The following is a 21240-nucleotide window of genomic DNA, read 5'->3' as shown; positions in this document are numbered from 1 at the left end:
AACGTTGCATGAGCCGTTTGTTTGACCCGGAAAATAAATTCTGGAATTTTATCGGAAAGATCGCGGATGTCACCTGTATGAGCTTTTTGTGGGTGGGCACCAGCCTGCCGCTTGTCACCATGGGGGCCGCGACCACGGCGTTCTATTCCTATACCATGCATCAGGTACGGGACACCGAGGGAGGCATCCTCTCAGGGTACTTTAAGGCGTTCCGGCACAATTTCAAAAAAGCCACCCTGCTCTGGCTGCTGGAGGTGGCGGGCCTCGCGTTTTTCGCGGCCGACCTCGTGGGCGTGTGGAACCTGTTCCTCTTTCTGGGCGGGCTCCCGGCCATTCTGGTAGGAGCACTGGTGCTCTGCCTGGCGTTTCTTTTCTTGGGCTGCACGTTTTACATCTGGCCGCTGCTGGCCGTGTTTGAGTTCCCGCTCAAGAAGCTGCTGACCAACAGCTTCGTCATGGCCGTGGGCAACCTGCCCGTTACCCTGACGCTGGCGCTGGTTTGGGCGCTGGCGGGCGTGGGGTGCTTCTACCTCAGCGGTGTTTTCTTCGTCTGGGTGGGGCTGGCCATCTTTGCCTCCTCCTACTTTGTGGACATGGTGTTCAAAAAGTACACCGGAGAGCTGGCCGAGGAAGAAGCCGCCTGGAAGCAGAAGCAGGAGGAGCGCCGCCAGCGGCGGAAGCTCCAGAAAAATAAAATGCTGTGAGCGGAGGCCGGGTACTTATGAGCATCAAGCAATATTTTGCCCGCTGGAAAGAGACGGAGGCCGCCAAGCTCCGCCCCATGACCGCAAAACAGCGGGCCGGATACATCCTGCACTATTACCGTTTCTGGTTTATCGGGCTGGCACTGCTCCTCCTTGTTGGGTTCTACATCGGGGACGCCGTCATCCAGAGCCACAAAGAAATTTTATTGCAGGGCTTTTTCACCAACGACGAGTACAACCTCTTCCCGGCGGAACGCATCGAGAAAGACTACGCCGCCACCCAGACCCTCACCCGCCAGCAGCGCGTCGTGTTTGACGACGCCCTCTATATTGATCTGGGGGGCGAGGCCAGCGAGTACACCGCCGCCAGCAACGGCAAGCTGACCGCCTACATGATGATGCACGAGCTGGATTTTGTGGTGACCAGCGACGAGGTGCTGGAGTATTACAAAGACACGTTCCCCATGGAAGACCTCGAAGCGCTTCTCCCGGCGGACCTGCGGGAAGCCCTCGCGGATCAGCTTTTTTTCAACACGGACGCGGACAGTAAAACGACTGCCATTGCGCTGGATATGACCCAGAGCCGCTTTGTGGCGGGCACCGGGGCCGATGCAGACCCCAATGTCCAGCACACCTATTATTTCTTTGTCCCGGCGGGGGCACCCCACCCGGAGCAGATCGTGCAGTTCCTGCGGTACAGTTTCGGGCTGTAAGCTTCTGGTTATTTGCAATTTCCGATTTCTCATCGTTCTCTGTCTACAGCAACAGAAAAGGACCAGCTCTTGCGAGCCGGTCCTTTTCTGTTGTATCAGGGGGTCGGAGGTGACAGGAAGCTTGTTAATCCATGTCGCGGCAGGTTACGATGTCAGCACCGGTGCCGCAGACGTTCTCCACGACCACCTGGCCTACATGGATGGGGGTGTGGAGGACAATGCTGTCCAGCGCGGCCACCACCTCGGCCATCTGGCCCTTGGGCACAGGCTTGGAGGTCTTTACCGGGCAGCGGGGATGCAGGCCGCCCTCGGCCCGGACCGTGCTGGTGATGATGCGGGTGGGGTGGGTCAGCTCCTCTTTGCCGTAGGCAATGCCGTTGGGGCAGCCATTGCCGGTCACTTTATAATCGTTTGCTTCATCCACCTGCAGGTGGCAGCCCTTGGGGCAGCAGGTGCAAATTACTTCTTTCATATCGCTCATGCCTCCTCGATCTCAATGGTCAGCTCGTCCACCGGAGCCTTGTCCAGCAGGACTCTGGGCAGGGCGATGTGTTCCATCTCGCCGGGGGCCAGGCGTTCCCGCTTGAACTTGGCGATGACCTGATCGCCGCTCTTGACGAGGATGGTGCTCTTGCCGCAGATGCGGCGGACACGGAACGAGACATTGGTGCTCTTCTCCACACCCTCCACGCGGATGCGCTGGGGCAGGGTGTAGCCCAGGTCTTTGCCGGGCTTGACGGCCAGCACGCGGCCCTCCTGCACGGGGCCGTTCTGCACATACTTGGCAGCGGCCACACCGGCCAGTTCGCTCTCGCCGGAGACGAAGTCCACCAGGTCATGCACCTGGACAACGTTGCCGCAGGCAAACACGCCGGGGATGCTGGTCTCCATGTTCTCGTAGACCACAGCACCCTTGGTACGGGGGTCCATCTCGATGCCGGCCTGCTTGGTCAGCTCGTTCTCGGGAATCAGGCCGACGCTGAGCAGGATGGTATCCACATCAAACTCCATCTCGGTGCCGGGAATGGGCTTGCGGTCGGGGCCGATCTCGGCCACGATGGCTTTCTCCACCCGCTCTTTGCCCTGGATATCCACGATGGTGTGGGACAGGTACAGCGGGATGTTGAAATCGTTCAGGCACTGGACGATGTTGCGGGTCAGGCCGCCGGAATAGGGCATGACCTCCACGCAGGCCAGGACTTTCGCACCCTCCAGCGTCATGCGGCGGGCCATGATCAGGCCGATGTCGCCGCTGCCCAGGATCAGGACACGCTTGCCCACCATGTAGCCTTCCATGTTGACATAGCGCTGGGCGGCGCCTGCGGTGTACACACCGGCGGGGCGGGTGCCCGGCGTGCCGATGGCGCCGCGGGTGCGCTCACGGCAGCCCATGCCCAGAACGATGCTCTTGGCCTCAATGATCTGGTAGCCCTCGGTCTTGGAGACGCAGTGCACTTTCTTATCCGGGGTCACTTCCAGCACCATGGTGTCCAGCTGGACCTTAACGCCGGTGTTCTTCAGCATATCAATAAAGCGTCCGGCATACTCGGGGCCGGTGAGCTGCTCGCCAAAGCGGTGCAGACCAAAACCGTTGTGGATGCACTGGTTCAGGATACCGCCCAGCTCCTTGTCGCGCTCAAGAATCAGAATATCACGCAGGCCGCTTTCCCATGCCTTGCAGGCAGCAGCAAGGCCCGCGGGGCCGCCGCCGATAATGACCAGATCAACCATTGCTCTTTCCTCCTACTTTCGTTTCGCTAACAAGCACATTGGAGCCGTTCTTGTCCTGCAGGATGTCCAGCGGGTCCATGCCCAGTTCCTTGCTGATGAGCTCCAGCACACGGGGGCCGCAGAAACCGCCCTGGCAGCGGCCCATGCCGGCACCGGCCCGGCGCTTGACGCCGTCGATGGTGGTGGCGGGCACTTCGCTGTGAAGGGCTGCCAGGATCTCGCCCTCGGTGATGGTCTCGCAGCGGCAGATGACCCGGCCGTAAGCGGGCTGCTCCTTAACGAGCTTGGCCTTTTCCTCGGCGGACAGCTCCTTGAAGCGGATGTGGCGGCGGCCATCCTTGTAATCGGCTTTTTCGGCACCCAGAGCGCCGTGCCCTTTCAGGATGCCCACAGCTTCCTCGGCCACGGCGGGGGCGGCGGACAGGCCGGGGGACTTCATGCCGGCCAGGTCGATCCAGCCGGGTGCCTCGGGCTCTTCGCCAATGATGAAGTCGTCCACGTCCAGGTTGGCGCGGACGCCTGCAAAGTTGCGGATGGACTCGCCAAAGTTGATGCTGGGCACGCTGCGCTGGGCCGTGGTCTTGACGAACTCCAGCCCCTTGCTGGTGCAGGAAGTATCATCACCGTTGACAGGCACTGCGTCGGGGCCGACGATCAGGTTGCCGTGGACGGTGGGGGAGACCAGCACGCCCTTGCCCAGCTCGTTGGGGCACTGGAAGATGACGTGATTCACACGGGTGCCCTCGCTCTTGTCCAGCAGGTAGTACTCGCCACGGGTGGGAGTGATGTGGAAGCTGGCGGGCTCCACCATGCAGTGGACTTTCTCGGCCCAGATACCGGCGGCATTGATGACGTAGCGGGCTTCCACAGTGCCCTGGGTGGTGGTCAGGCGGTAGCCGCCGTCGGCCATGGCCTCGGCGTCTTCCACGCGGCAGCTGCGGCGCAGCTCCACGCCGTTGCGCACAGCCACTTCGGTCATGGCCAGGGCGTACTCCCAGGGGCTGACGATGGCGGCGCTGGGGGCCCACAGGGCGCCGCAGACATTCTCGGAGAGGTTGGGCTCCATGGCCAGCGTTTCTTCCTTGGTCAAAATTTTCATATCGGGCACGCCGTTGGCCGTGCCGTTCTCGTACAGGTGCTGCAGGTGGGGCAGCTCGCTCTCGGACAGAGCCAGCACGAGGGAGCCGCACTGCTTGTAGGGAACATCCAGCTTTGCGCAGATCTCCTTGGCCAGCTCCACACCGCGCACGTTCAGCCGTGCCATCTTGGTGCCGGGAGCGGGGTCGTAGCCTGCGTGCAGAATGGCGCTGTTGGCTTTGGTGGTGCAGTCGGCCACGTCGTTTTCTGCCTCCAGAATGACGACTTTGTTCTCGTAGCGCGACAATGCGTAGGCTGTAGCGGCGCCGATCACACCACAGCCGATGATAGCAACATCATACATTACTCTTTTCCTCCTGTCAGTTCCGCCTTGGCCCGTCGGGAGCCGGGGTGCTGTGCTGTTTGTACAAAAAAAGAGCGAACCAAAACAAAGGCATAGCCCCTGCTCGTTTCGCTCATAACTCTTTGAAACAAACAACTTATGTTGGCTCTATCATACCCTCCCGCGGCCCAAATTGCAAGGCGTTTTAGAGGATTTGCACTCGATTTGTAGGAAGCCACAAAAAGCCGCTTTTCTTTTTGCGCATATTGCAGAACATGCGTCTCACATGTTCCAGACCGCCTGATTGGTGGTGGAAATGGCGGTGGCACCGGCATCCAGCGCGGCCATCACATCCTCTTTGTCGGCGATCAGGCCGCCCGTGAGCACCGGCACTTTGGCGTCCGCGCACACCCGGCGCAGAATTTTGGGCATGGTGCCGGGCAGGATGTCCAGACAGTCCGGGAGGTTGGCGGGCATCTTGCCCAGGCTCTCCAGCGAGATGGAGTCCAGCAGGAACACCCGGAGGATGGCAGCCAACCCGAGTTCTTTGGCCCGGCGGATGAACGACTGGCGGGTGGAGATGATGCCGTCGGCCTCGGTCTGGCTGCGGATAAAGTCCACGGCCACCTCTTTGCTGGCAAGGCCCGCAATGAGGTCTACATGGACGATGGCGAATTTGCCCGCCGCGTGGATCCGCTGCACCAGTGTGGAGATATTGCAGATATCGCCATATAGGATAAAGACCACCCGGATATTTTCGTTTTGCAGCGCGTTCTGCAGCCCGTCATCATCCTTGACCGCGGCGATGACGGGCGTTTCCTGAATGGCGTCCATCAGTTCCTGTTTCATGAAATTGAGATTCCTCACTTTCCTGTTTCTGAAATTCTCTCTTCTCCAGAAACATTATGACGGTTTTGCCAAAGAAAAGCAATCTTTTTTGAAAAATTCAACAATGACACTGGTAAAGATGCTGGGTTTTTGGAGAACGGATTCGACAAAACATACAAAGATTTTGCATTGTGAGAACTTTGTATTGACAAATATGAACATCGTGTGCTACTCTCTGTGCATGGACTTCGGCCTGCGGCAGAACGCGCGCCGGACAGAAAAAAAGAAGATGTGGCACAGCCGCCTGAAAGAGCAACGAGCAGAAGCAGCGGCTTGAGAACGGGAAAGCTTTATCCTCTCAAGCTGTAGGTCTGCTCTTTTTTTGTGTACCGGGGGCGGGAGCGGGGCAGCAGGTCTGCTGATCGCTATGAACCCCGCAGACGGTTGAGGAGGGCTCTGCCATGATGACCACCGTGCAGCAAATGTCTTCGTTTGAGTTTCAGATGGTTTGTGCCGTGCGGCTGATCCTGGCCTCCTGCTGTGGCCTGTGCATCGGCATTGAGCGCACCAACCGCCTGAAAGACGCGGGCATCCGTACCCACCTCATCGTCTGCATGGGCGCGGCCCTGATGATGCTGGTCTCCAAATATGGCTTTTTTGATGTCTCGCCCCTCACCGAGTTTTTCAAGGCGGATGTCTCCCGCGTGGCGTCCAGCGTGGTCTCGGGCGTCGGCTTCCTCGGTGCGGGCATCATCTTTGAGCGCAACCGCTGTGTTACCGGCCTGACCACTGCCGCCGGCATCTGGACCACCGCCGGCATCGGCATGGCCATGGGCGCGGGGATGTATCTCATTGCCGTGGCCGGTACCATGATCCTCATCACGGCCCAGAGCCTGCTCCACAACGAGCACATCATCGGCGGCGGGTTGATGTTCCTGGTCCTGCGCATCGATGGACGGAACGGCACCGTGAGCCAGACCGTCCAGCAGATCCAGGCACTGGGCGGCGAACTGGTGGACCTGACGGTAACGCAGAAGAAAAACGACATCATCCGTGTGGAAATGCGGATCAAGCCCGGTAAAAATGTGGACCAGCTGACCATCATCGGCGAGCTGGAGAAGCTGCCGTGGGTGCTGGAAGTCAACGAGTGACCCGCACCGGGCATCACCGAAAGGGTGGTATAAAGTATGACCGACAAAATGGAACTTCTCAAGCGCACCAAGCTGTTTGTGCTGGATATGGACGGCACCTTTTATCTGGGCAACCAGATCTTGCCCGGAGCGGCTGATTTTTTGAAAGCTGTGGAAAAAGCAGGCAAGCAGTACCTGTTTTTTACCAATAATTCTTCCCGCTCGCCCCGGGACTACATGGCAAAGCTGGAAAAGATGGGCTGCCCCATCACCCGGGACCAGATCATGACCAGCGGCGATGTGACCATCCGCTACCTGCAGACCCATTATCCGGAGAAAACCGTCTATCTGGTGGGCACGCCCCCGCTGGTGGAGAGCTTTCAGGAGGCGGGCATCCATCTGGTAAATGAGAAACCGGACATTGTGGTCATCGGGTTTGATACCACCTTGACTTACGAGAAACTCTCCAACGCCTGCACGTTCATCCGGGAGGGGGCGCTGTTTTTAGCCACCCATCTGGATATCAACTGCCCCACCGAGACGGGCTTTATCCCGGACTGCGGCAGCTTTTGTGCCGCTATCAGCCTTTCCACCGGCAAGCAGCCCAAGTACCTGGCAAGCCCTTTGCCGAAACCGTGGAGATGGTGCTGGACAAGACCGGCTTTTCCGCCCCGGAAGTGGCCTTTGTGGGCGACCGCCTGTATACAGATGTGGCTACCGGCGTGAAAAACGGAGCCGTCGGCCTGCTGGTGCTGACAGGGGAGACACATCTGGAAGATGTGCCGACTTCCGAGGTGCAGCCGGATGCCATCTTTGCGTCGCTGGGCGAAATGGGCCAGCAGCTCTGTCAATTGTAAAATCTGCCTATAATTTGCGTTAGATTTAGGCAAAGTAGACGAAATTGGTCAAGATAGACAATAGAAATTGTAAAAAATACGTTTTTCCCGTTGAAAAATCCAAGATGATATGATATCATCAAAACCAGAGAATTGCATCACGAACCCTGTATCTAGCTTGCAGAGATGAGAGCGCCAAGCGGACAACCAGAAAGAGACTTGAAGAGCCATTCGAGCGGTTTTGGATTGTTCGCTTTTCTTTTGTCCCTGAAAACGGAAGAGCGGGGAATGGGATGCCAATTTACCATGGACCCTGCGCTCTATGGAACGAGCGCTTTTAAAAAAGAAAAAAGAACAACCAAAACACGAAGGAAAGAAGGAAGAACTATGAAAAAGATCTCTCGTCGCAGCTTTCTGACCGCTACTGGTATCCTGACGGCTTCTGCAGCATTGACCGCGTGCTCTGGCGGCGGCTCCACTGGCAAGGCCGGCGCGGCTTCTTCCGCACCCGCATCCAGCGCGGCCGCTTCCGAGGCTGCGGACCCCAGCAAGTATGAGGTCACCGAACCCATCACCATTACCTGGTGGCACGCTGGAGTCTCAGTACGACGATCTGGTGGCCGACGTGGTCAAGAAGTTCAACGAGACCCAGAGCCTCATCACCGTCGAGGCCCAGTACATCGGCTCTTACAAGGACATCAACGAGGCTCTGGTGGCTGCCCACGCGGCCGGAACCGGCCTGCCCGCGATCGCCGTCGCCAACACCGACTACGTTGCTTCCTACGGCGACAGCGGCCTGTTTGAGAACCTGGACCCCTACATCGAGAGCACCAGTTATGACACCGATGACTTCTCCGCTGGTCTGCTGCTGAGCTCCCAGTTCGAGGGCAAGCAGGTGGCTCTGCCGTTCCTGCACTCCACCCAGGTCATCTACTACAACAAGACCATGGCCGACGCCAACGGCTGGACCATCCCCGAAAAGATCGAGGACTTTACCCCGTTCCTGGCCGAGGTCCACAAGACCGCCGGTGTGTACGGCACCGTGGTTCCGGGCTGGGACCAGTGGTATTTCGAGACCCTGTACCTCAATGAGGGCGTGCAGATCATCACCGATGACAACACCTGCGACCTGGGCAGCGACACCGCTCTGGGCGTGACCAGCATGATCAAGGACTGGTGCGATGCAGGCGATGCCTATTTTGCAGCTGGCACCGATGCTTCCGCTACCATGCGTCAGAACTTCTACGATCAGAAGACGTTCTCCGTTATGCACACCTCCTCCCTGTACAACAACTATGTTGACAAGTGCCCGGACTTCGAGGTCGGCATGGCATGGTATCCCGCCGCTTCTACCGGCGATAAGAATTCTGAGGTCGGCGGCTGCGTGCTGGGCATCCCCTCCAAGAACGACCAGGCCACCAAGAACGCTGCATGGCAGTTCCTGCAGTTCCTCTGCGGCAAGGAAGTCAACATGGAGTGGGCCGAGGGCACCGGCTACCTGCCCACCCGCAACTCCGTGCTGGAGACCGATGAGGGCAAGCAGTTCCTGGAGAAGAAGCCTGCATTCCAGTGCATCTTTGATAACCTGAACCTCATCAACCCGCGTATCCAGAACAGCGCCTGGAGCGAGCTGGCCACTACCTGGAAGAACTACATGGAAGTCATCATGAACCAGGGCGGCGACGTGAACTCCGACTCCGAGGATATGGTCACGGAGATCGACGAGATCCTGGCGGACCACGCTTGATAAATCAGTATTCGACACCTCCTGAAAGGACGTGAGATCATGAAACAAGCCGCTGCGGGCGCAGCTTCTGCCACACAGGCCGTGAAAGCCGACAAGAAGCCGTTTTTTTCCCAGCGCACCCTTTCCCATTTTATTGATTTCCTCTTCGTTCTGCCGGCTCTGATCCTGTTGGGCGTGTTTACTTACTACCCCATCGTGAAGCTGGTGCAGATCAGTTTTACCGATTGGAACCTGCTGAATGACACCTGGAAATATGTCGGCCTGAAAAACTGGCAGTGGCTGTTCGCAGGCAGCGGTGCCAAATACCTGTGGAACTCCCTCAAGGTCACGTTCCTCTACTCGATGGGCGAGATCCTCGTCACCATGGTGGGCGGCATGCTGCTGGCACTGCTGTTCAACCGGATGACCCGCTCGTTCGGCCTGATGCGTGCCTTTGTGTTCGTGCCCAAGTATGTGGCCATGTCCTCCGCGGCAGTGGTCTTCCTGTGGATCCTGAACACCGATTCCGGCGTTCTCAACTACCTGCTGCAGTGCATCGGGCTGCCGGCGGTGGACTGGCTCAACCAGCAGTCCACGGCGCTGCCCTCGGTGTTGATGCTGACCGGCTGGCGTGTCATCGGCTACGGCATGATGATCTACCTCTCGGCCATGATGGGGATTTCGCAGGAGTATTACGAGGCGGCTTCTCTGGATGGCGCAAACGGCGTCCAGAAGTTCTTCCGCATCACGCTGCCCCTGCTGTCTCCCACCACGCTGTTCCTGCTGGTCACCACGTTCCTGTCTTCCATGAAAGTTTTCCAGTCGGTGGATATCCTGACGTCCGGCGGCCCCGCCCGTTCGACGGAAGTGTTCGTCTACCTCATCTACCGCTACGCCATGGTGGACTTCCGGATGGATCGCGCGGCCACCGCAGCCGTCATGTTCTTCCTCATCCTGCTGGTCATCACCGTGCTGACCATGAAAGTGTCCGACCGCTCGGTCACTTACGACTCGTAATGCTTTGAAAGGAGAATGCAGACATGGCTACGCAGAATACAGCTATGGACAACGCGGCTCTGATCAAAGAGGTCAATGAGGCGCACAAGCACAAAAAATATTCCGTGGGCTACCATGCACAGACCGTTGTGGCTGTCATCGTTACCTTGATCATGCTCTTCCCGCTGTACTGGATGATCGCAACGTCGTTCAAGTCCGCCGAGGAAGTGCAGCTGGTCATCCCCACGCTCTTCCCGCATGAGTTCCACCCCGAAAACTATCTCAACGTGCTCCAGAAAGCCAACTTCATGAAATACTACTGGAACACCATCGTCATGACGGCGGGCATCCTGCTGCTGCAGGTGGGCACCGGCGTCCTGGCAGCGTATGGTTTCGCGGTGGGCCGCTTCAAGGGCCGCAACGTCCTGTTCTATGTGGTGCTGGGCGCGTTGATGATCCCCCTGCAGGTCACGTTCATCCCCATCTACATCATGTGTGCCAACTGGAACCTGTGCGATACGTTCCTGGGCCTGATTTTGCCGGAAGCAGTTTCCGCTTACTACATCTTCATGCTGCGGAACACGTTCATGTCCATTGACCAGAGCTACATCGACGCAGGCCGCATTGATGGCCTGAGCCGTCTGGGTACCATCTGGTATGTGCTGGTCCCCATGAGCAAGGCCACCATCTTCACCGTGACGCTGGTCACCTTTACCAACGGCTGGAACGCTTACTTCTGGCCCAAGATCATTGCCAAGAACGAAGTCCGCCGCGTGCTGACCGTCGGCTTGGCACAGCTCAAAAACACCTTTGCCGGCCAGGCAGTTTCCAACTATCACGAGATCATGGCGGGCGCCGTGCTGGCCATCATCCCCGTGGTCATCCTGTTCCTCATTTTCCAGAAATATATGATGACGGGCTACTCCAAGGCCGCAATGAAGTAAATTCCTCCACACAACCGGAAAAGGGCAGCCCGCGGCGGCTGCCCTTTTGCCGTTCTGGCACAAAGCAATAAAGGAGGCACATGCCATGTTCTCGTACATTGCCCCGGGCGCGAAGCAGTACCGCGCCAACCTGCACTCCCACACCAACCTTTCGGACGGCACCCTGACGCCGGAACAGATGGTACAAGCCTATCAGGAAAAAGGCTACTCCATCCTGGCCATCACGGACCACGAGGCTCCCTATGACCACACGGCCCTTTCCACAGACGATTTCCTCATGCTGACGGGCTATGAGGCCTATATCCGCCCCTCGCCCACCTGCGAGTTTGACCTGTTCAAGCCGGAAATTCACCTCAACCTGCTGGCAAAGGATCCGCACAACACCGCCATCATCGGCTGGGACCCCAATTTCTGCAAGTATATGCCGCTGGAAGTGGCCGAGCATCAGCGGGAGCACAAGGGCGACCTTGGCCCCCGGAAATACAGCCGGGAATATATCCAGCGGTTTATTGATACGGCCCGGGCCAGCGGATATCTCGTCACCTACAACCACCCCTGCTGGTCCATGGAGGCCGAGGAAGACACCCTGAGCTATGACGGCTGCTTCAGCCTGGAGGTGTTCAACACCGGCTCGGAGAAGATCAGCGGCTACGAGTGCAACATGGCCCTGTACGATAAGTTCCTACGCAAGGGCAAATTCCTCTATGTCCATGGCGCGGACGACAACCACAACAAAGCGCCGTTCGGGGATCTGATGTGCGATTCGTTCGGCTCCTGGACCCAGATCCTGGCCGAGGAGCTGACCTACCCGGCGGTCATTCGGGCGCTGGAAGAGGGCCGCTTTTATGCCACCACCGGCCCCGAGATCACCGAGCTGACGTTTGACGGCAGCCATGTGCGGATCGGCTGCAGCCCGGCCCAGCGGATCGTCGTCCACGGCAGCCCCAAGATGGGCAAGAGCTTTTACAACCCGGATGGCAGCCCCATCACCCACGCGGAGCTGGACCTGCCGCCCATCGGCGAGTACGTCTATTTCTCGGTCTACACGGCCGATGGAAAAGCCGCCCATACCCGGGCGTTCCGGCGGGCAGAGCTTGCGGAATAGCCTGGAAAAGATCATACAAAACAGAATAAACACGAACAAAACAACAAAACAGAAAGGATGAAAGCAATGTCCTGTTTCAAAAAAGGGTTATCCCTCTCTGCTGCCCTGCTGGCAGGGGCCCTGCTCCTGACGGCCTGCGGCGGTGCTCCGGCATCCTCGGCTTCTTCCGTGCCTGCATCGTCTGTGGCTTCCTCGGAGGCGGCAGAGCAGCCGGAAGAGCCTGCCATGAAGTACACCCAGACCCCCACTGTGCCCACGGAGACCTACAAAGAGAAAGCGGATTTTGCGGATTTCCTGAGCAAGGCGGAGCCGGGGCTGGTCATTCCGGGCCTTGCGGAAAACCTCATCCCCCAGGGCATGGACCAGTGCGATGAAACAGGCATCCTGTACATCTCAGGCTATTACACCACCGACGGAAAATCCTCGGCCATTCTAGCCGTGGACACCGCCACCGGGGAGCTGACGGCGGAGTACATCCTGCTCAATGCAGGTGGCACCCCCTTTGACGGCCATGTGGGCGGCGTGGCTGTCAGTGAAGACATCCTCTACGTCTCGGGCCAGAAGCAAAACGGCCTGTACACCATCTGCGCGATTCCCCTCAAAGACCTGCCCGCCGAGGGCAGCCACGAGGTGAAGCTGGAGCAGACCATCCCGGTGCCGGTCTCGCCCTCGTTCCTGAGTTGTTCCCACGGCTATTTGTGGGTGGGAAACTTCTACCACCCGGGCGCGGATTACCCCCTCTCGGACGGCATGAAGTACACCACGGCCAGCGCCGACGGCGAGGACTACGGCTGCTACATCATGGGCTATGACCTCAGCAAGGGGAGCCTTTCCGTGGCGGATGGCGACGATTACGCTCAGCCGGATGTGGTACTGGTCGGCCCCAACAAAATTCAGGGTGTCGTGGCCGGGGAGGACGATACCGTCACCCTGAGCCAGTCCTATGGCCGGAAGAACAACGCCAGCCTGCTCCGCTACTCGCTGGCACTGGGAGAGACGCTGGACACCATGCTGACCGTGCAGGGCAGGGATGTGCCGGGTTACATTCTGGACAGCAAGCGCCTCAAAGAGAGCGTGACCGCCATGCCCATGACCGAGGCGCTGGCCGACGCCAAGGACGGCAGCATCTATGTGCTGTTTGAGTCCGGCGCCATCCATTACGCCAATGGCCTGTTCCGCACCGACCATGTGTGGAAGATCAAATTCTGATACCGGATGCAAAACACCTCTGCGCCCCGTGTGCAGGGGTGTTTTTCTGTCTGCGGGATTGATAAAATCCCACCGGTGCGGTATACTGAAACAGATTCTACGGAAAGGGGGCGGCGGAAATGTCCATCGGGCCAAGCAGGCCGCTGGTGCTGGAAAAACCGGCCAAGATCGATATCCCGCAGGCAGCGCGCTACTTTGGAGCCCGGGGGGAGCCGGACACGGCCACTCGGACACTGCTGGAAAAATGCGCGGTGCCCATTCTGGCAGCCGCCACGCCCCGGGCCGTCTGGCTGGAAGCCGATGTGGACAGCCTGCTGGAAGCAGGGATCCTGCAGGGCGGGGATGTGATGAAGCATCTGGAGGGCTGCCCGCAGGCACTGATGCTGGCGGTCACTCTGGGCCCCGGCGTGGATGCACAGATCCGCCGGGCCGGGGTGGGGGATATTGCCGCCTCCGTGGCGTCGGACGCGCTGGGTTCCGCCCTGGCGGAGCAGGCGGCGGATGCCGCCGAAGCCGAGCTGCGGCAGTGGGCCGCGCGGGAGGAAAAGTACCTCACGGGCCGCTTCTCGCCGGGCTACGGCGATTGGCCCATCACGGTGCAGCCGAAAGTAGCGGCAGTGCTGGACACCGCCCGGCGGGCGGGCATCTGTGTGCTGAACACCAACCTGATGACCCCCCGCAAGAGCGTGACGGCCATTCTGGGCCTCAGTGACCACCCGGTCAAGGGACATTTAGCGGGCTGCGGGCATTGTGTGCTCCGTACCCGGTGCGAATATCGAAAGAGAGGGAAGACCTGTGCAAGCGAGTGAACTGTTCCATCAGCCCAATACCATCCTGCTGGATGGCGGCATGGGCACCATGCTGCAGGCAGCCGGGATGAAGCTGGGGACCCGGCCGGAAGATTTGAACATTGAAAACCCGGAGCTCATCCGGAGCATCCATGCAAAATACGCAGCCGCTGGCAGCCGCGTCGTCAACGCCAATACCTTTGGCGCTTCGCCCCACAAGCTGGCCGACAGCAAGTACACGCTGGAAGAGGTCATTACGGCGGGCATTGCCAACTGCAAGCAGGCCGTGGCTCCGTATGGCGCACTGGTCACGCTGGATGTGGGCCCGCTGGGCGAGCTGCTGGAACCCAGCGGGACGCTGGCCTTTGAGGACGCCGTGGCGGAGTATGGCCGTATCGTCCGGGCCGGTGTGGCTGCCGGGGCGGACATCCTCTATTTTGAGACATTCACCGACCTGTATGAAATGAAAGCGGCTCTGCTGGCCGCCAAGGAGAACAGCACCCTGCCCATCATGGCCAGCATGAGCTTTGAGGCCAATGGCCGCACCTTTACGGGCTGCACCGTGGAGAGCTTTGCGGCCACGGCCCGGGGCCTGGGGGCCAACGCCGTGGGCATCAACTGCTCGCTGGGACCCAAAGAGATCTTCCCCATGGCCAAGCGGCTGGCGGAGGCCGTGCCCGGAGATTTCCCGGTCTTCGTCAAGCCCAACGCGGGCCTGCCCCGGGCTGACGGCAGCGGTTACGACATCACCCCGCAGCTTTACGCTATGCAGATGAAGCCCTACCGGGAGCTGCACCTGTTTGCGGCGGGCGGCTGCTGCGGCACCACGCCGGAGTTCATCCAGATGCTCAACGGCGTGTTTGCCGATTGCAAGCCGGGCCGCCCGGAGCACCCGATGCTCTCGGTCATCTGCAGCCCGGTGGACTGCGTGAATGTGGACGGCATCACCGTGGTGGGCGAGCGGATCAACCCCACGGGCAAAAAGCGGTTCCAGCAGGCCCTGCGGGACGGCGACATGAACTATATCCTCGAGCAGGCGGTCAGCCAGGCCGAGGCCGGAGCACAGATCCTGGACGTCAACGTGGGTGCCCCCGGTGTGGATGAGCCTGCCCTGATGGAGCAGGTGGTCAAGGCCCTGCAGAGCGTGGTCAGCCTGCCCCTGCAGCTGGATTCTTCCCACGCGGAGGCATTGGAGCGGGGCCTGCGGGTCTACAACGGCAAGCCCATCGTCAACTCGGTCAACGGCGAGCCGGAGGTGCTGGAAAAAGTTCTGCCCCTGTGCAAAAAGTACGGTGCCGCCGTGGTAGGCCTCGCCATTGATGAGCGGGGCATCCAGCCCAAGGCGGAAGACCGTGTGGCCATTGCCCGCCGCATCAAAAAAGCGGCGCTGGAAGCGGGCATCCCGCAGGAGGATATTTACATCGACTGCCTGACCCTGACCGCCAGCGCTCAGCAGGAGGATGTGCTTGCCACGGTGCAGGCTCTCCACACCTGTAAGACGGAGCTGGGGGTACGGACGATTCTGGGCGTGTCCAACATCAGCTTCGGCCTGCCCTGCCGCCCGTACCTGAACACTACGTTCCTCACCATGGCCATGTATGCAGGCCTCGATCTTGCCATCATGAACCCCTCCAGTGAGGAGATGATGGCGGCGGTCTATGCCTACAACGTCCTCACCAACCGGGACAAGCAGAGCGGCAGATACATTGCCCGCTATGCCGATCAGGTGCCCGCCTCGGCGGCGCTGGCCAAGGCCATGCAGGACAAAGCTGCCAGCAGTGTCCCTGCCGCCGCGGAGGCAGCGGGCCCGGCGGTGTCCGGCCCCTATGCCCCCCTGATGAAAGCGGTGGAGCAGGGCCTGAAAGGGGAAGCTGCTGCCTGCACCAAGGCCCTGCTGGCCGAGAAAGAGCCGCTGGAGCTGGTGGATGAGGCCCTCATCCCGGCACTGGACATCGTGGGGGTCAAGTACGAGAAAGGGAAGCTCTTCCTGCCGCAGCTGCTGCAGGCCGCCAGCGCGGCCCAGAGCGCTTTTGACGAGATCAAGACCGCCATTGCCCAGCGGGGCGGCGCCGGGGCCAGCAAAGGCCGCATCGTGCTGGCCACCGTCAAGGGCGATGTCCACGACATCGGCAAGAACATTGTCAAGGTCATCCTTGAAAACTATGGCTTTGAGGTCATCGATCTGGGCCGTGACGTTCCCGTGGAGACCGTAGTGGAGACTGTCCGGGAAAAGGACGTCCACCTTGTGGGCCTCTCCGCCCTGATGACCACAACCCTTAAGAGCATGGAGGAGACCATTGCGGCCCTCCACGCCGCCAAGCTGGATTGCAAGGTGATGGTGGGCGGTGCCGTGCTGACCCCCGAGTACGCCGAGAAGATCGGTGCGGACTGGTACGCCAAGGACGCCAAGCAGAGCGCGGATATCGCAAAAGAGTTCTTTGGGGCGTGATTTCAATTTAAAATAAAAAACAACAGCCGCTCCGGGCAAAGCATAAACCGGAGCGGCTGTGTTTTAGAAGGTAAATGAATTAGGAGAACAGGGAACGACAACTTGAAAGAGGATCAAATCGTCGGTCAAGCAAAGAAAGAGAGGATCCGTGCCACGAGGAAGCCCGCTCCGCCAGAAGCTTGTTTTTTAAGTGTGAAAACTCATTCATACTGCTTCCTCGCTTTCACGGTGTTTGATTCACGGTCTGGACAAGGCCCCGACCACTTCGCAATGGGCGGTCTGGGGGAATAGATCCACTGGGACAAAGCCTTCGGCGCGGTAGCCTTTTTGGGTCAGGAGAGCGAGGTCGCGGGCCATGGTCTCGGGGTTGCAGCTGACATAGACCACCCGCTTCGGGGCCATCCTGGCCACGCTCTCAAGGAACCGGGGGGTCGAGCCTTCTCGGGGCGGGTCCATGAAGATGACGTCTGCCCGCTGGCCCGCTTCGGCGGCTTCCTGGATCCACGCGGTGGCATCCGCGGCGAAGAAGCGCGCGTTTTCACGCCATTGTGTTTGGCGTTGCCAATGGCGTCCCGCACGGCGTCCCGGTTGAGCTCGACGCCTACCACCTGCCTGGCCTTGCCGGAGGCCGTGAGGCCGATGGTGCCAATGCCGCAGTAGGCGTCCAGCACGGTCTCTTTTCCGGTCAGGCGGGCGGCATCCACGGCCAGTCCGTAGAGCACCGCCGTCTGCACCGGGTTGACCTGGTAGAAGCTGCGGGGGCTCAGGGCATAGGTCTTGCCGCAGAGAGTGTCCAGAATGAAGCCCTTGCCGTACAGCACTTTTTCGGCCTCGCCCAGCACAACGCTGGTCTGGCTGGGGTTGTAATTCTGCACCACGGTGGTCACAGGGACGCCGCGCGTTTCGGCTTCTTCCAAGAGATAACGGACGAAGTTCTTGGCACCGGGCAGAACGGGCTGGGCCGTGACCAGTACCACCATCACCTGCCCGGTGGCAACGGCCCGACGGAGCAGACAGTGACGGAGCAGGCCGGTGCCGCGGTCCTCGTTGTAGGGCTGGTAGCGGCAGCGATTGGCCGCCGCCCGGACAGCCAGCAGCACCTTGTCCAGCACTTCGTCTTCCAGCAGGCAGCTCTCCACGGGCAGCACTTTGTGGGTGCGGGCCGCATAGATGCCGGAGGTGAGCTTCCCGCCCGCTGCCGGGGCAAAGGTGGAAATGACCTTGTTGCGGTAGTGGTAGGGGACATCCATCCCCCGGATGGGGTGCACGGGGCCGTATTTGCCCAGCAGGGCGCGGACGGCGCTTTCTTTTTGTTTGAGCTGCGCGGCGTAGTCCAGCCCCAGAAGCGGGCAGCCGCCGCAGTTTTTGGCGCGCAGTTTGCAATCTGACATAGATCCTCCCAGCCCACCATGCGGGCTTGACAAAACAACAAAAAATCACGATTCTACAAATAGAAAAGGCGCTGTCTGCAAACGACTAGCCCCTTACCAGATTCGTCAAGAAGAAATGACCGCTCAAGTTTGGTAGGCTGTGAGGCGGTCATTTTTGTATTTTCTACAAACAAGAATAGCATAAATGTCGATCAAACGCAACAGAACAGGCCCTCCGGAGAGGGCTTGCTCTGTTTTTGCACGGGCTTTACCCGTATGGGTCATACAAATCATATTCTTCCGCTTCAGCCTGCTTTTCGGCCAGGACGGCCATGGCCTGTTCCAGCTCGCTCTGGCCGCAGCCGCTCTCGCTGACGAGGGCCCGGACGGCCTCGGCGAGGTCGCCGCCGAAGACGGTGTCCAGCCGTTCCCGCATGGCGGCCACGCCGTAGGCCCGGCGGGTAACGGTGGGGGTGTAGGTGTTGCGGTTCTGGTCCTTGCCGCTCTTCACCCAGCCCTTTTTTTCCAGCCGATACAAGAAGTTGAGCACCGTGGCCGGGGCCCAGCCCTTGGCAGCCAGCTTTTCACCGATGTCGCGCCGGGTGGCAGGCGGGCGGCAGGCCCAGACGGCCAGCAGCACCTGCTCCTCGGCGGGGGAAAGGGGCTGGCAGTGCTCCGGGATACCGTACATGGGAACGCCTCCTTTCAAAAAAATGCTTTTACAATTGTCTCTGATACTTCTATTTTACCAGAATCCACACCAAAGCGCAAGAGCGGAAAATCGAGTGGTCATGCGGTGATTCTGTACTTATTTTACAGATGTCTTAGAATTTGTTCTTATACGACGAACGTTTGTGCGCTTTGCGATTTCAATGCGGACAGGAACGCTGCATCTTTGTGCAAAGATGCTCTTGTTTTGCACCCCTCAGAACCGGTATACTACGGACAAATCCAGAACACGAACGCCGCCAAGGTTCGGGCGGCGTTTCCATGAATCACCGAGGGAAAAGGAGAGGTGCATTATGGCACGAGTATATAATTTCAGCGCGGGGCCCAGCATGCTGCCCGAGAAAGTTCTGAAGCAGGCACAGGCCGAGCTGCTCGAGTACGGCGACAGCGGCCAGAGCGTGATGGAGATGAGCCACCGCAGCAAGTGGTTTGATGCCATCATCACTGGGACGGAAGCCACCCTGCGCCGGGTCATGAACATCCCGGATCATTACAAGATCGGCTTTTTCCAGGGCGGTGCTACCCAGCAGTTTGCCATGGTGCCCCTGAACTTTATGACCACGGGCAAGGCCGATTACATCGTGACCGGCAACTTCTCCAACCTGGCCGCCAAAGAAGCCGCCAAGTTCGGCGAGGCCAACATCGTGGCCTCCAGCAAGGACAAAAACTTTACCTACATCCCGGATGTGAACGCCATCCCTTACAATAAGGATGCAAGCTACATCCACATCTGCCAGAACAACACCATCTTCGGCACCCAGTATGTGGAGGTGCCGCAGGTGGAGGGCGTGCCGCTGGTGGCGGATATGAGCTCCATGATCCTCTCCAAGCCTGTGGATGTGACCAAGTACGGATGCATCTATTTTGGTGTCCAGAAGAATGTGGCCCCTGCCGGTATGGCCATTGCCATCATCCGGGACGATCTGCTGGGCAAAGCAGCGGACAATGTGCCCACCATGATGAACTACACCACCCTGATCAACAAGGACAGCATGTACAACACGCCTCCCTGCTGGTGCATCTACATGACCGGGCTGGTGCTCAAGTACCTGGAAAACGACATCGGCGGCCTGGCCAACATGCAGAAGATCAACGAAGCCAAGGCGAAAGTCCTCTACGATTATCTGGACGGCCAGGACTTCTACAACAACCCCGTCGAGCACCGTTACCGTAGCACGATGAACGTCACGTTCACCAGCCCCAACCCCGACATGGACAAGAAATTCTGTGCGGAGGCCGCGGAGGCAGGCTTTGTCAACCTGAAAGGCCACCGTCTGGTAGGCGGTATGCGCGCCTCCATCTACAACGCCATGCCCAGCGAGGGCATCGACAAGCTGGTCGATTTTATGGAGAAATTCCGCAAGGCGAATGCCTGATTTGTGTATAGGAGATCGGAAAGTATGTTTACCATCAAAACCCTCAACGCCATCAGCCCGGTGGGCCTGGCAAAGCTCCCCAAAAACCTCTTTGACGTGTCGGTGGATGCCGACGCGCCGGACGGCATCCTCGTCCGCAGCGCGGACCTGCTGAACACCACGTTCAAGGACAACCTGCTGGCCATTGCCCGCGCCGGTGCAGGCGTCAACAACATCCCGCTGGACCGCTGCAGTGAGCAGGGCATCGTGGTGTTCAACACGCCGGGTGCCAACGCCAATGCCGTGGCCGAGCTGGTCATCGGAATGCTGATCGCGGGCAGCCGCAATGTGGCTGACGCCGCCCAGTGGACCCAGGGGCTGGCCGGGGATGCCGCCATGGCCAAGAGCGTGGAAAAGGGCAAAAAGCAGTTTGTGGGCAACGAGATCAAGGGCAAGACGCTGGGCGTCGTCGGTCTGGGTGCCATCGGTTCCCGGGTGGCCAACTGTGCCATCGCGCTGGGCATGGAGGTCTACGGCTACGATCCCTACATCTCCATTGACGCGGCCTGGAACCTGAGCAGCCAGGTGCACCACTGTGTCAACCTGAACGACATGCTGCCTCTCTGCGATTACATCACCATCCATGTGCCCTACCTGCCCACCACGAAAGATACCATCAATGCCCAGACACTGGCCCTGTGCAAGGATGGCGTCAGGATCCTGAACTACGCCCGCGGCGAGCTGGTGAACACCCCCGCCCTGCTGGACGCCATGGAGACGGGCAAGGTCTCCGGTTACATGACCGATTTCCCCACCGAGGCCCTGCTGGGCAAGCCGGGCGTCGTCTGCACCCCGCACCTGGGCGCTTCCACCCCGGAAGCCGAGGACAACTGCGCCGTCATGGCAGCGCAGGAGATCAGCGATTACATCAAAAACGGCAATATTGCCCACTCGGTCAACATGCCGGAAGTCCACCAGCCCCGTGCCGGCGGCAAGCGTATCTGCATCATTCACAAGAATGAGCCGGGCATGATCAGCCAAATCACCGCCCTGACCACCGAGGCGGGCCTGAACATCGAAAACATGATGAACAAGAGCAAAAAGAATATGGCCTACACCATGTTGGACGCGACCGGTGCCGTGGACGGCAAGCTGGCCGAAAAGCTGGCTGCCATCCCCGCCGTCATCCGGGTGCGCATCCTGTAAC

22 protein-coding genes are annotated in these 21240 nt (G+C 59.5%); 15 read left to right on the top strand and 7 right to left on the bottom strand.

Features of this window, described 5'->3' with window-relative positions:
• The first annotated feature begins 8 nt into the window (after nucleotides 1-8).
• Both DXA70_RS08670 and DXA70_RS08665 read left to right on the top strand, forming a co-directional pair.
• On the top strand, nucleotides 9-704 hold the full coding sequence (locus DXA70_RS08670; protein WP_022257552.1) for a YesL family protein: 696 nt from the start codon (nucleotides 9-11) through the stop codon (nucleotides 702-704).
• Between the two features lie 17 nt (nucleotides 705-721).
• Nucleotides 722-1417, top strand: coding sequence for a hypothetical protein (locus tag DXA70_RS08665; protein WP_128118231.1), 696 nt, complete (start codon nucleotides 722-724; stop codon nucleotides 1415-1417).
• A 124-nt stretch (nucleotides 1418-1541) separates the two neighbouring features.
• Here the strand turns inward: DXA70_RS08665 and DXA70_RS08660 are convergent, their stop codons facing one another.
• The 4 genes from DXA70_RS08660 to DXA70_RS08645 all read right to left on the bottom strand — a co-directional run bounded on the left by DXA70_RS08660 (nucleotide 1542) and on the right by DXA70_RS08645 (nucleotide 5417).
• Nucleotides 1542-1889, bottom strand: a complete 348-nt coding sequence (locus tag DXA70_RS08660) for a DUF1667 domain-containing protein (RefSeq protein ID WP_022257550.1) — start codon at nucleotides 1887-1889, stop codon at nucleotides 1542-1544.
• A 5-nt stretch (nucleotides 1890-1894) separates the two neighbouring features.
• The gene (locus DXA70_RS08655; protein ID WP_022257549.1) at nucleotides 1895-3148 is read right to left on the bottom strand and encodes an FAD-dependent oxidoreductase; all 1254 of its coding nucleotides are present in this window, start codon (nucleotides 3146-3148) and stop codon (nucleotides 1895-1897) included.
• The gene (locus DXA70_RS08650) at nucleotides 3141-4589 is read right to left on the bottom strand and encodes an NAD(P)/FAD-dependent oxidoreductase (protein ID WP_128118230.1); all 1449 of its coding nucleotides are present in this window, start codon (nucleotides 4587-4589) and stop codon (nucleotides 3141-3143) included. Before DXA70_RS08650 ends, DXA70_RS08655 begins: the two co-directional genes overlap by 8 nt.
• Before the next feature lie 261 nt (nucleotides 4590-4850).
• Nucleotides 4851-5417, bottom strand: coding sequence for a glycerol-3-phosphate responsive antiterminator (locus DXA70_RS08645; protein WP_128118229.1), 567 nt, complete (start codon nucleotides 5415-5417; stop codon nucleotides 4851-4853).
• A 184-nt stretch (nucleotides 5418-5601) separates the two neighbouring features.
• Here DXA70_RS08645 and DXA70_RS15085 point away from each other — a divergent pair, with 184 nt between their 5' ends.
• The 11 genes from DXA70_RS15085 (at nucleotide 5602) to DXA70_RS08600 (ending at nucleotide 16579) form a co-directional block, all read left to right on the top strand.
• Nucleotides 5602-5733, top strand: coding sequence for a hypothetical protein (locus tag DXA70_RS15085; RefSeq protein WP_278321325.1), 132 nt, complete (start codon nucleotides 5602-5604; stop codon nucleotides 5731-5733).
• 124 nt (nucleotides 5734-5857) lie between these two features.
• Nucleotides 5858-6547, top strand: a complete 690-nt coding sequence (locus tag DXA70_RS08640; protein WP_199522866.1) for an MgtC/SapB family protein — start codon at nucleotides 5858-5860, stop codon at nucleotides 6545-6547.
• Nucleotides 6548-6583: 36 nt separating this feature from the next.
• A complete protein-coding gene (locus tag DXA70_RS08635) occupies nucleotides 6584-7252 on the top strand; it encodes an HAD-IIA family hydrolase (RefSeq protein WP_347553531.1) in 669 nt (222 codons plus the stop codon).
• The gene (locus DXA70_RS15450; protein ID WP_347553530.1) at nucleotides 7168-7383 is read left to right on the top strand and encodes an HAD hydrolase-like protein; all 216 of its coding nucleotides are present in this window, start codon (nucleotides 7168-7170) and stop codon (nucleotides 7381-7383) included. The genes DXA70_RS08635 and DXA70_RS15450 overlap by 85 nt, the downstream gene beginning before the upstream one ends.
• 532 nt (nucleotides 7384-7915) lie before the next feature.
• Entirely contained in the window at nucleotides 7916-9109 is a 1194-nt protein-coding gene (locus DXA70_RS08630; RefSeq protein WP_278321324.1) for an extracellular solute-binding protein, read from the top strand.
• Nucleotides 9110-9148: 39 nt separating this feature from the next.
• On the top strand, nucleotides 9149-10105 hold the full coding sequence (locus DXA70_RS08625; protein WP_112148686.1) for a sugar ABC transporter permease: 957 nt from the start codon (nucleotides 9149-9151) through the stop codon (nucleotides 10103-10105).
• Nucleotides 10106-10128: 23 nt separating this feature from the next.
• Nucleotides 10129-11028, top strand: coding sequence for a carbohydrate ABC transporter permease (locus DXA70_RS08620; RefSeq protein WP_243001250.1), 900 nt, complete (start codon nucleotides 10129-10131; stop codon nucleotides 11026-11028).
• An 85-nt stretch (nucleotides 11029-11113) separates the two neighbouring features.
• Nucleotides 11114-12133 (top strand): PHP domain-containing protein, encoded by a 1020-nt coding sequence (locus DXA70_RS08615; RefSeq protein WP_128118228.1) that lies wholly within the window; start codon nucleotides 11114-11116, stop codon nucleotides 12131-12133.
• Between the two features lie 66 nt (nucleotides 12134-12199).
• Nucleotides 12200-13342, top strand: coding sequence for a hypothetical protein (locus DXA70_RS08610; protein ID WP_128118227.1), 1143 nt, complete (start codon nucleotides 12200-12202; stop codon nucleotides 13340-13342).
• Between the two features lie 119 nt (nucleotides 13343-13461).
• The gene (locus DXA70_RS08605) at nucleotides 13462-14151 is read left to right on the top strand and encodes a vitamin B12 dependent-methionine synthase activation domain-containing protein (RefSeq protein WP_112115829.1); all 690 of its coding nucleotides are present in this window, start codon (nucleotides 13462-13464) and stop codon (nucleotides 14149-14151) included.
• Nucleotides 14138-16579 carry a homocysteine S-methyltransferase family protein gene (locus tag DXA70_RS08600; RefSeq protein WP_128118226.1) on the top strand — a complete coding sequence of 814 codons (2442 nt, stop codon included), beginning with the start codon at nucleotides 14138-14140 and terminating at the stop codon, nucleotides 16577-16579. Before DXA70_RS08605 ends, DXA70_RS08600 begins: the two co-directional genes overlap by 14 nt.
• Before the next feature lie 237 nt (nucleotides 16580-16816).
• Here DXA70_RS08600 and DXA70_RS14455 read toward each other — a convergent pair whose 3' ends face one another.
• The 3 genes from DXA70_RS14455 to DXA70_RS08590 form a co-directional block, all read right to left on the bottom strand.
• Nucleotides 16817-16990 (bottom strand): hypothetical protein, encoded by a 174-nt coding sequence (locus DXA70_RS14455; RefSeq protein WP_243001249.1) that lies wholly within the window; start codon nucleotides 16988-16990, stop codon nucleotides 16817-16819.
• A complete protein-coding gene (gene rlmD / locus DXA70_RS08595) occupies nucleotides 16912-17970 on the bottom strand; it encodes a 23S rRNA (uracil(1939)-C(5))-methyltransferase RlmD (protein ID WP_243001248.1) in 1059 nt (352 codons plus the stop codon). Before rlmD ends, DXA70_RS14455 begins: the two co-directional genes overlap by 79 nt.
• A gap of 247 nt (nucleotides 17971-18217) precedes the next feature.
• Nucleotides 18218-18640, bottom strand: coding sequence for a BlaI/MecI/CopY family transcriptional regulator (locus tag DXA70_RS08590; RefSeq protein WP_128118225.1), 423 nt, complete (start codon nucleotides 18638-18640; stop codon nucleotides 18218-18220).
• Between the two features lie 331 nt (nucleotides 18641-18971).
• On the opposite strand from DXA70_RS08590, the gene serC reads away from it, so the two are divergent.
• Nucleotides 18972-20054 carry a 3-phosphoserine/phosphohydroxythreonine transaminase gene (gene serC, locus DXA70_RS08585; protein WP_128118224.1) on the top strand — a complete coding sequence of 361 codons (1083 nt, stop codon included), beginning with the start codon at nucleotides 18972-18974 and terminating at the stop codon, nucleotides 20052-20054.
• Nucleotides 20055-20078: 24 nt separating this feature from the next.
• On the top strand, nucleotides 20079-21239 hold the full coding sequence (locus DXA70_RS08580) for a phosphoglycerate dehydrogenase (RefSeq protein ID WP_128118223.1): 1161 nt from the start codon (nucleotides 20079-20081) through the stop codon (nucleotides 21237-21239).
• Nucleotide 21240: the final 1 nt, after the last annotated feature.

It is taken from the genome of Faecalibacterium sp. OF04-11AC, from assembly GCF_003460645.1.
Classification (GTDB): domain Bacteria; phylum Bacillota; class Clostridia; order Oscillospirales; family Ruminococcaceae; genus Faecalibacterium; species Faecalibacterium prausnitzii_I.
This window is presented reverse-complemented; position numbering and strand designations above follow the sequence as displayed.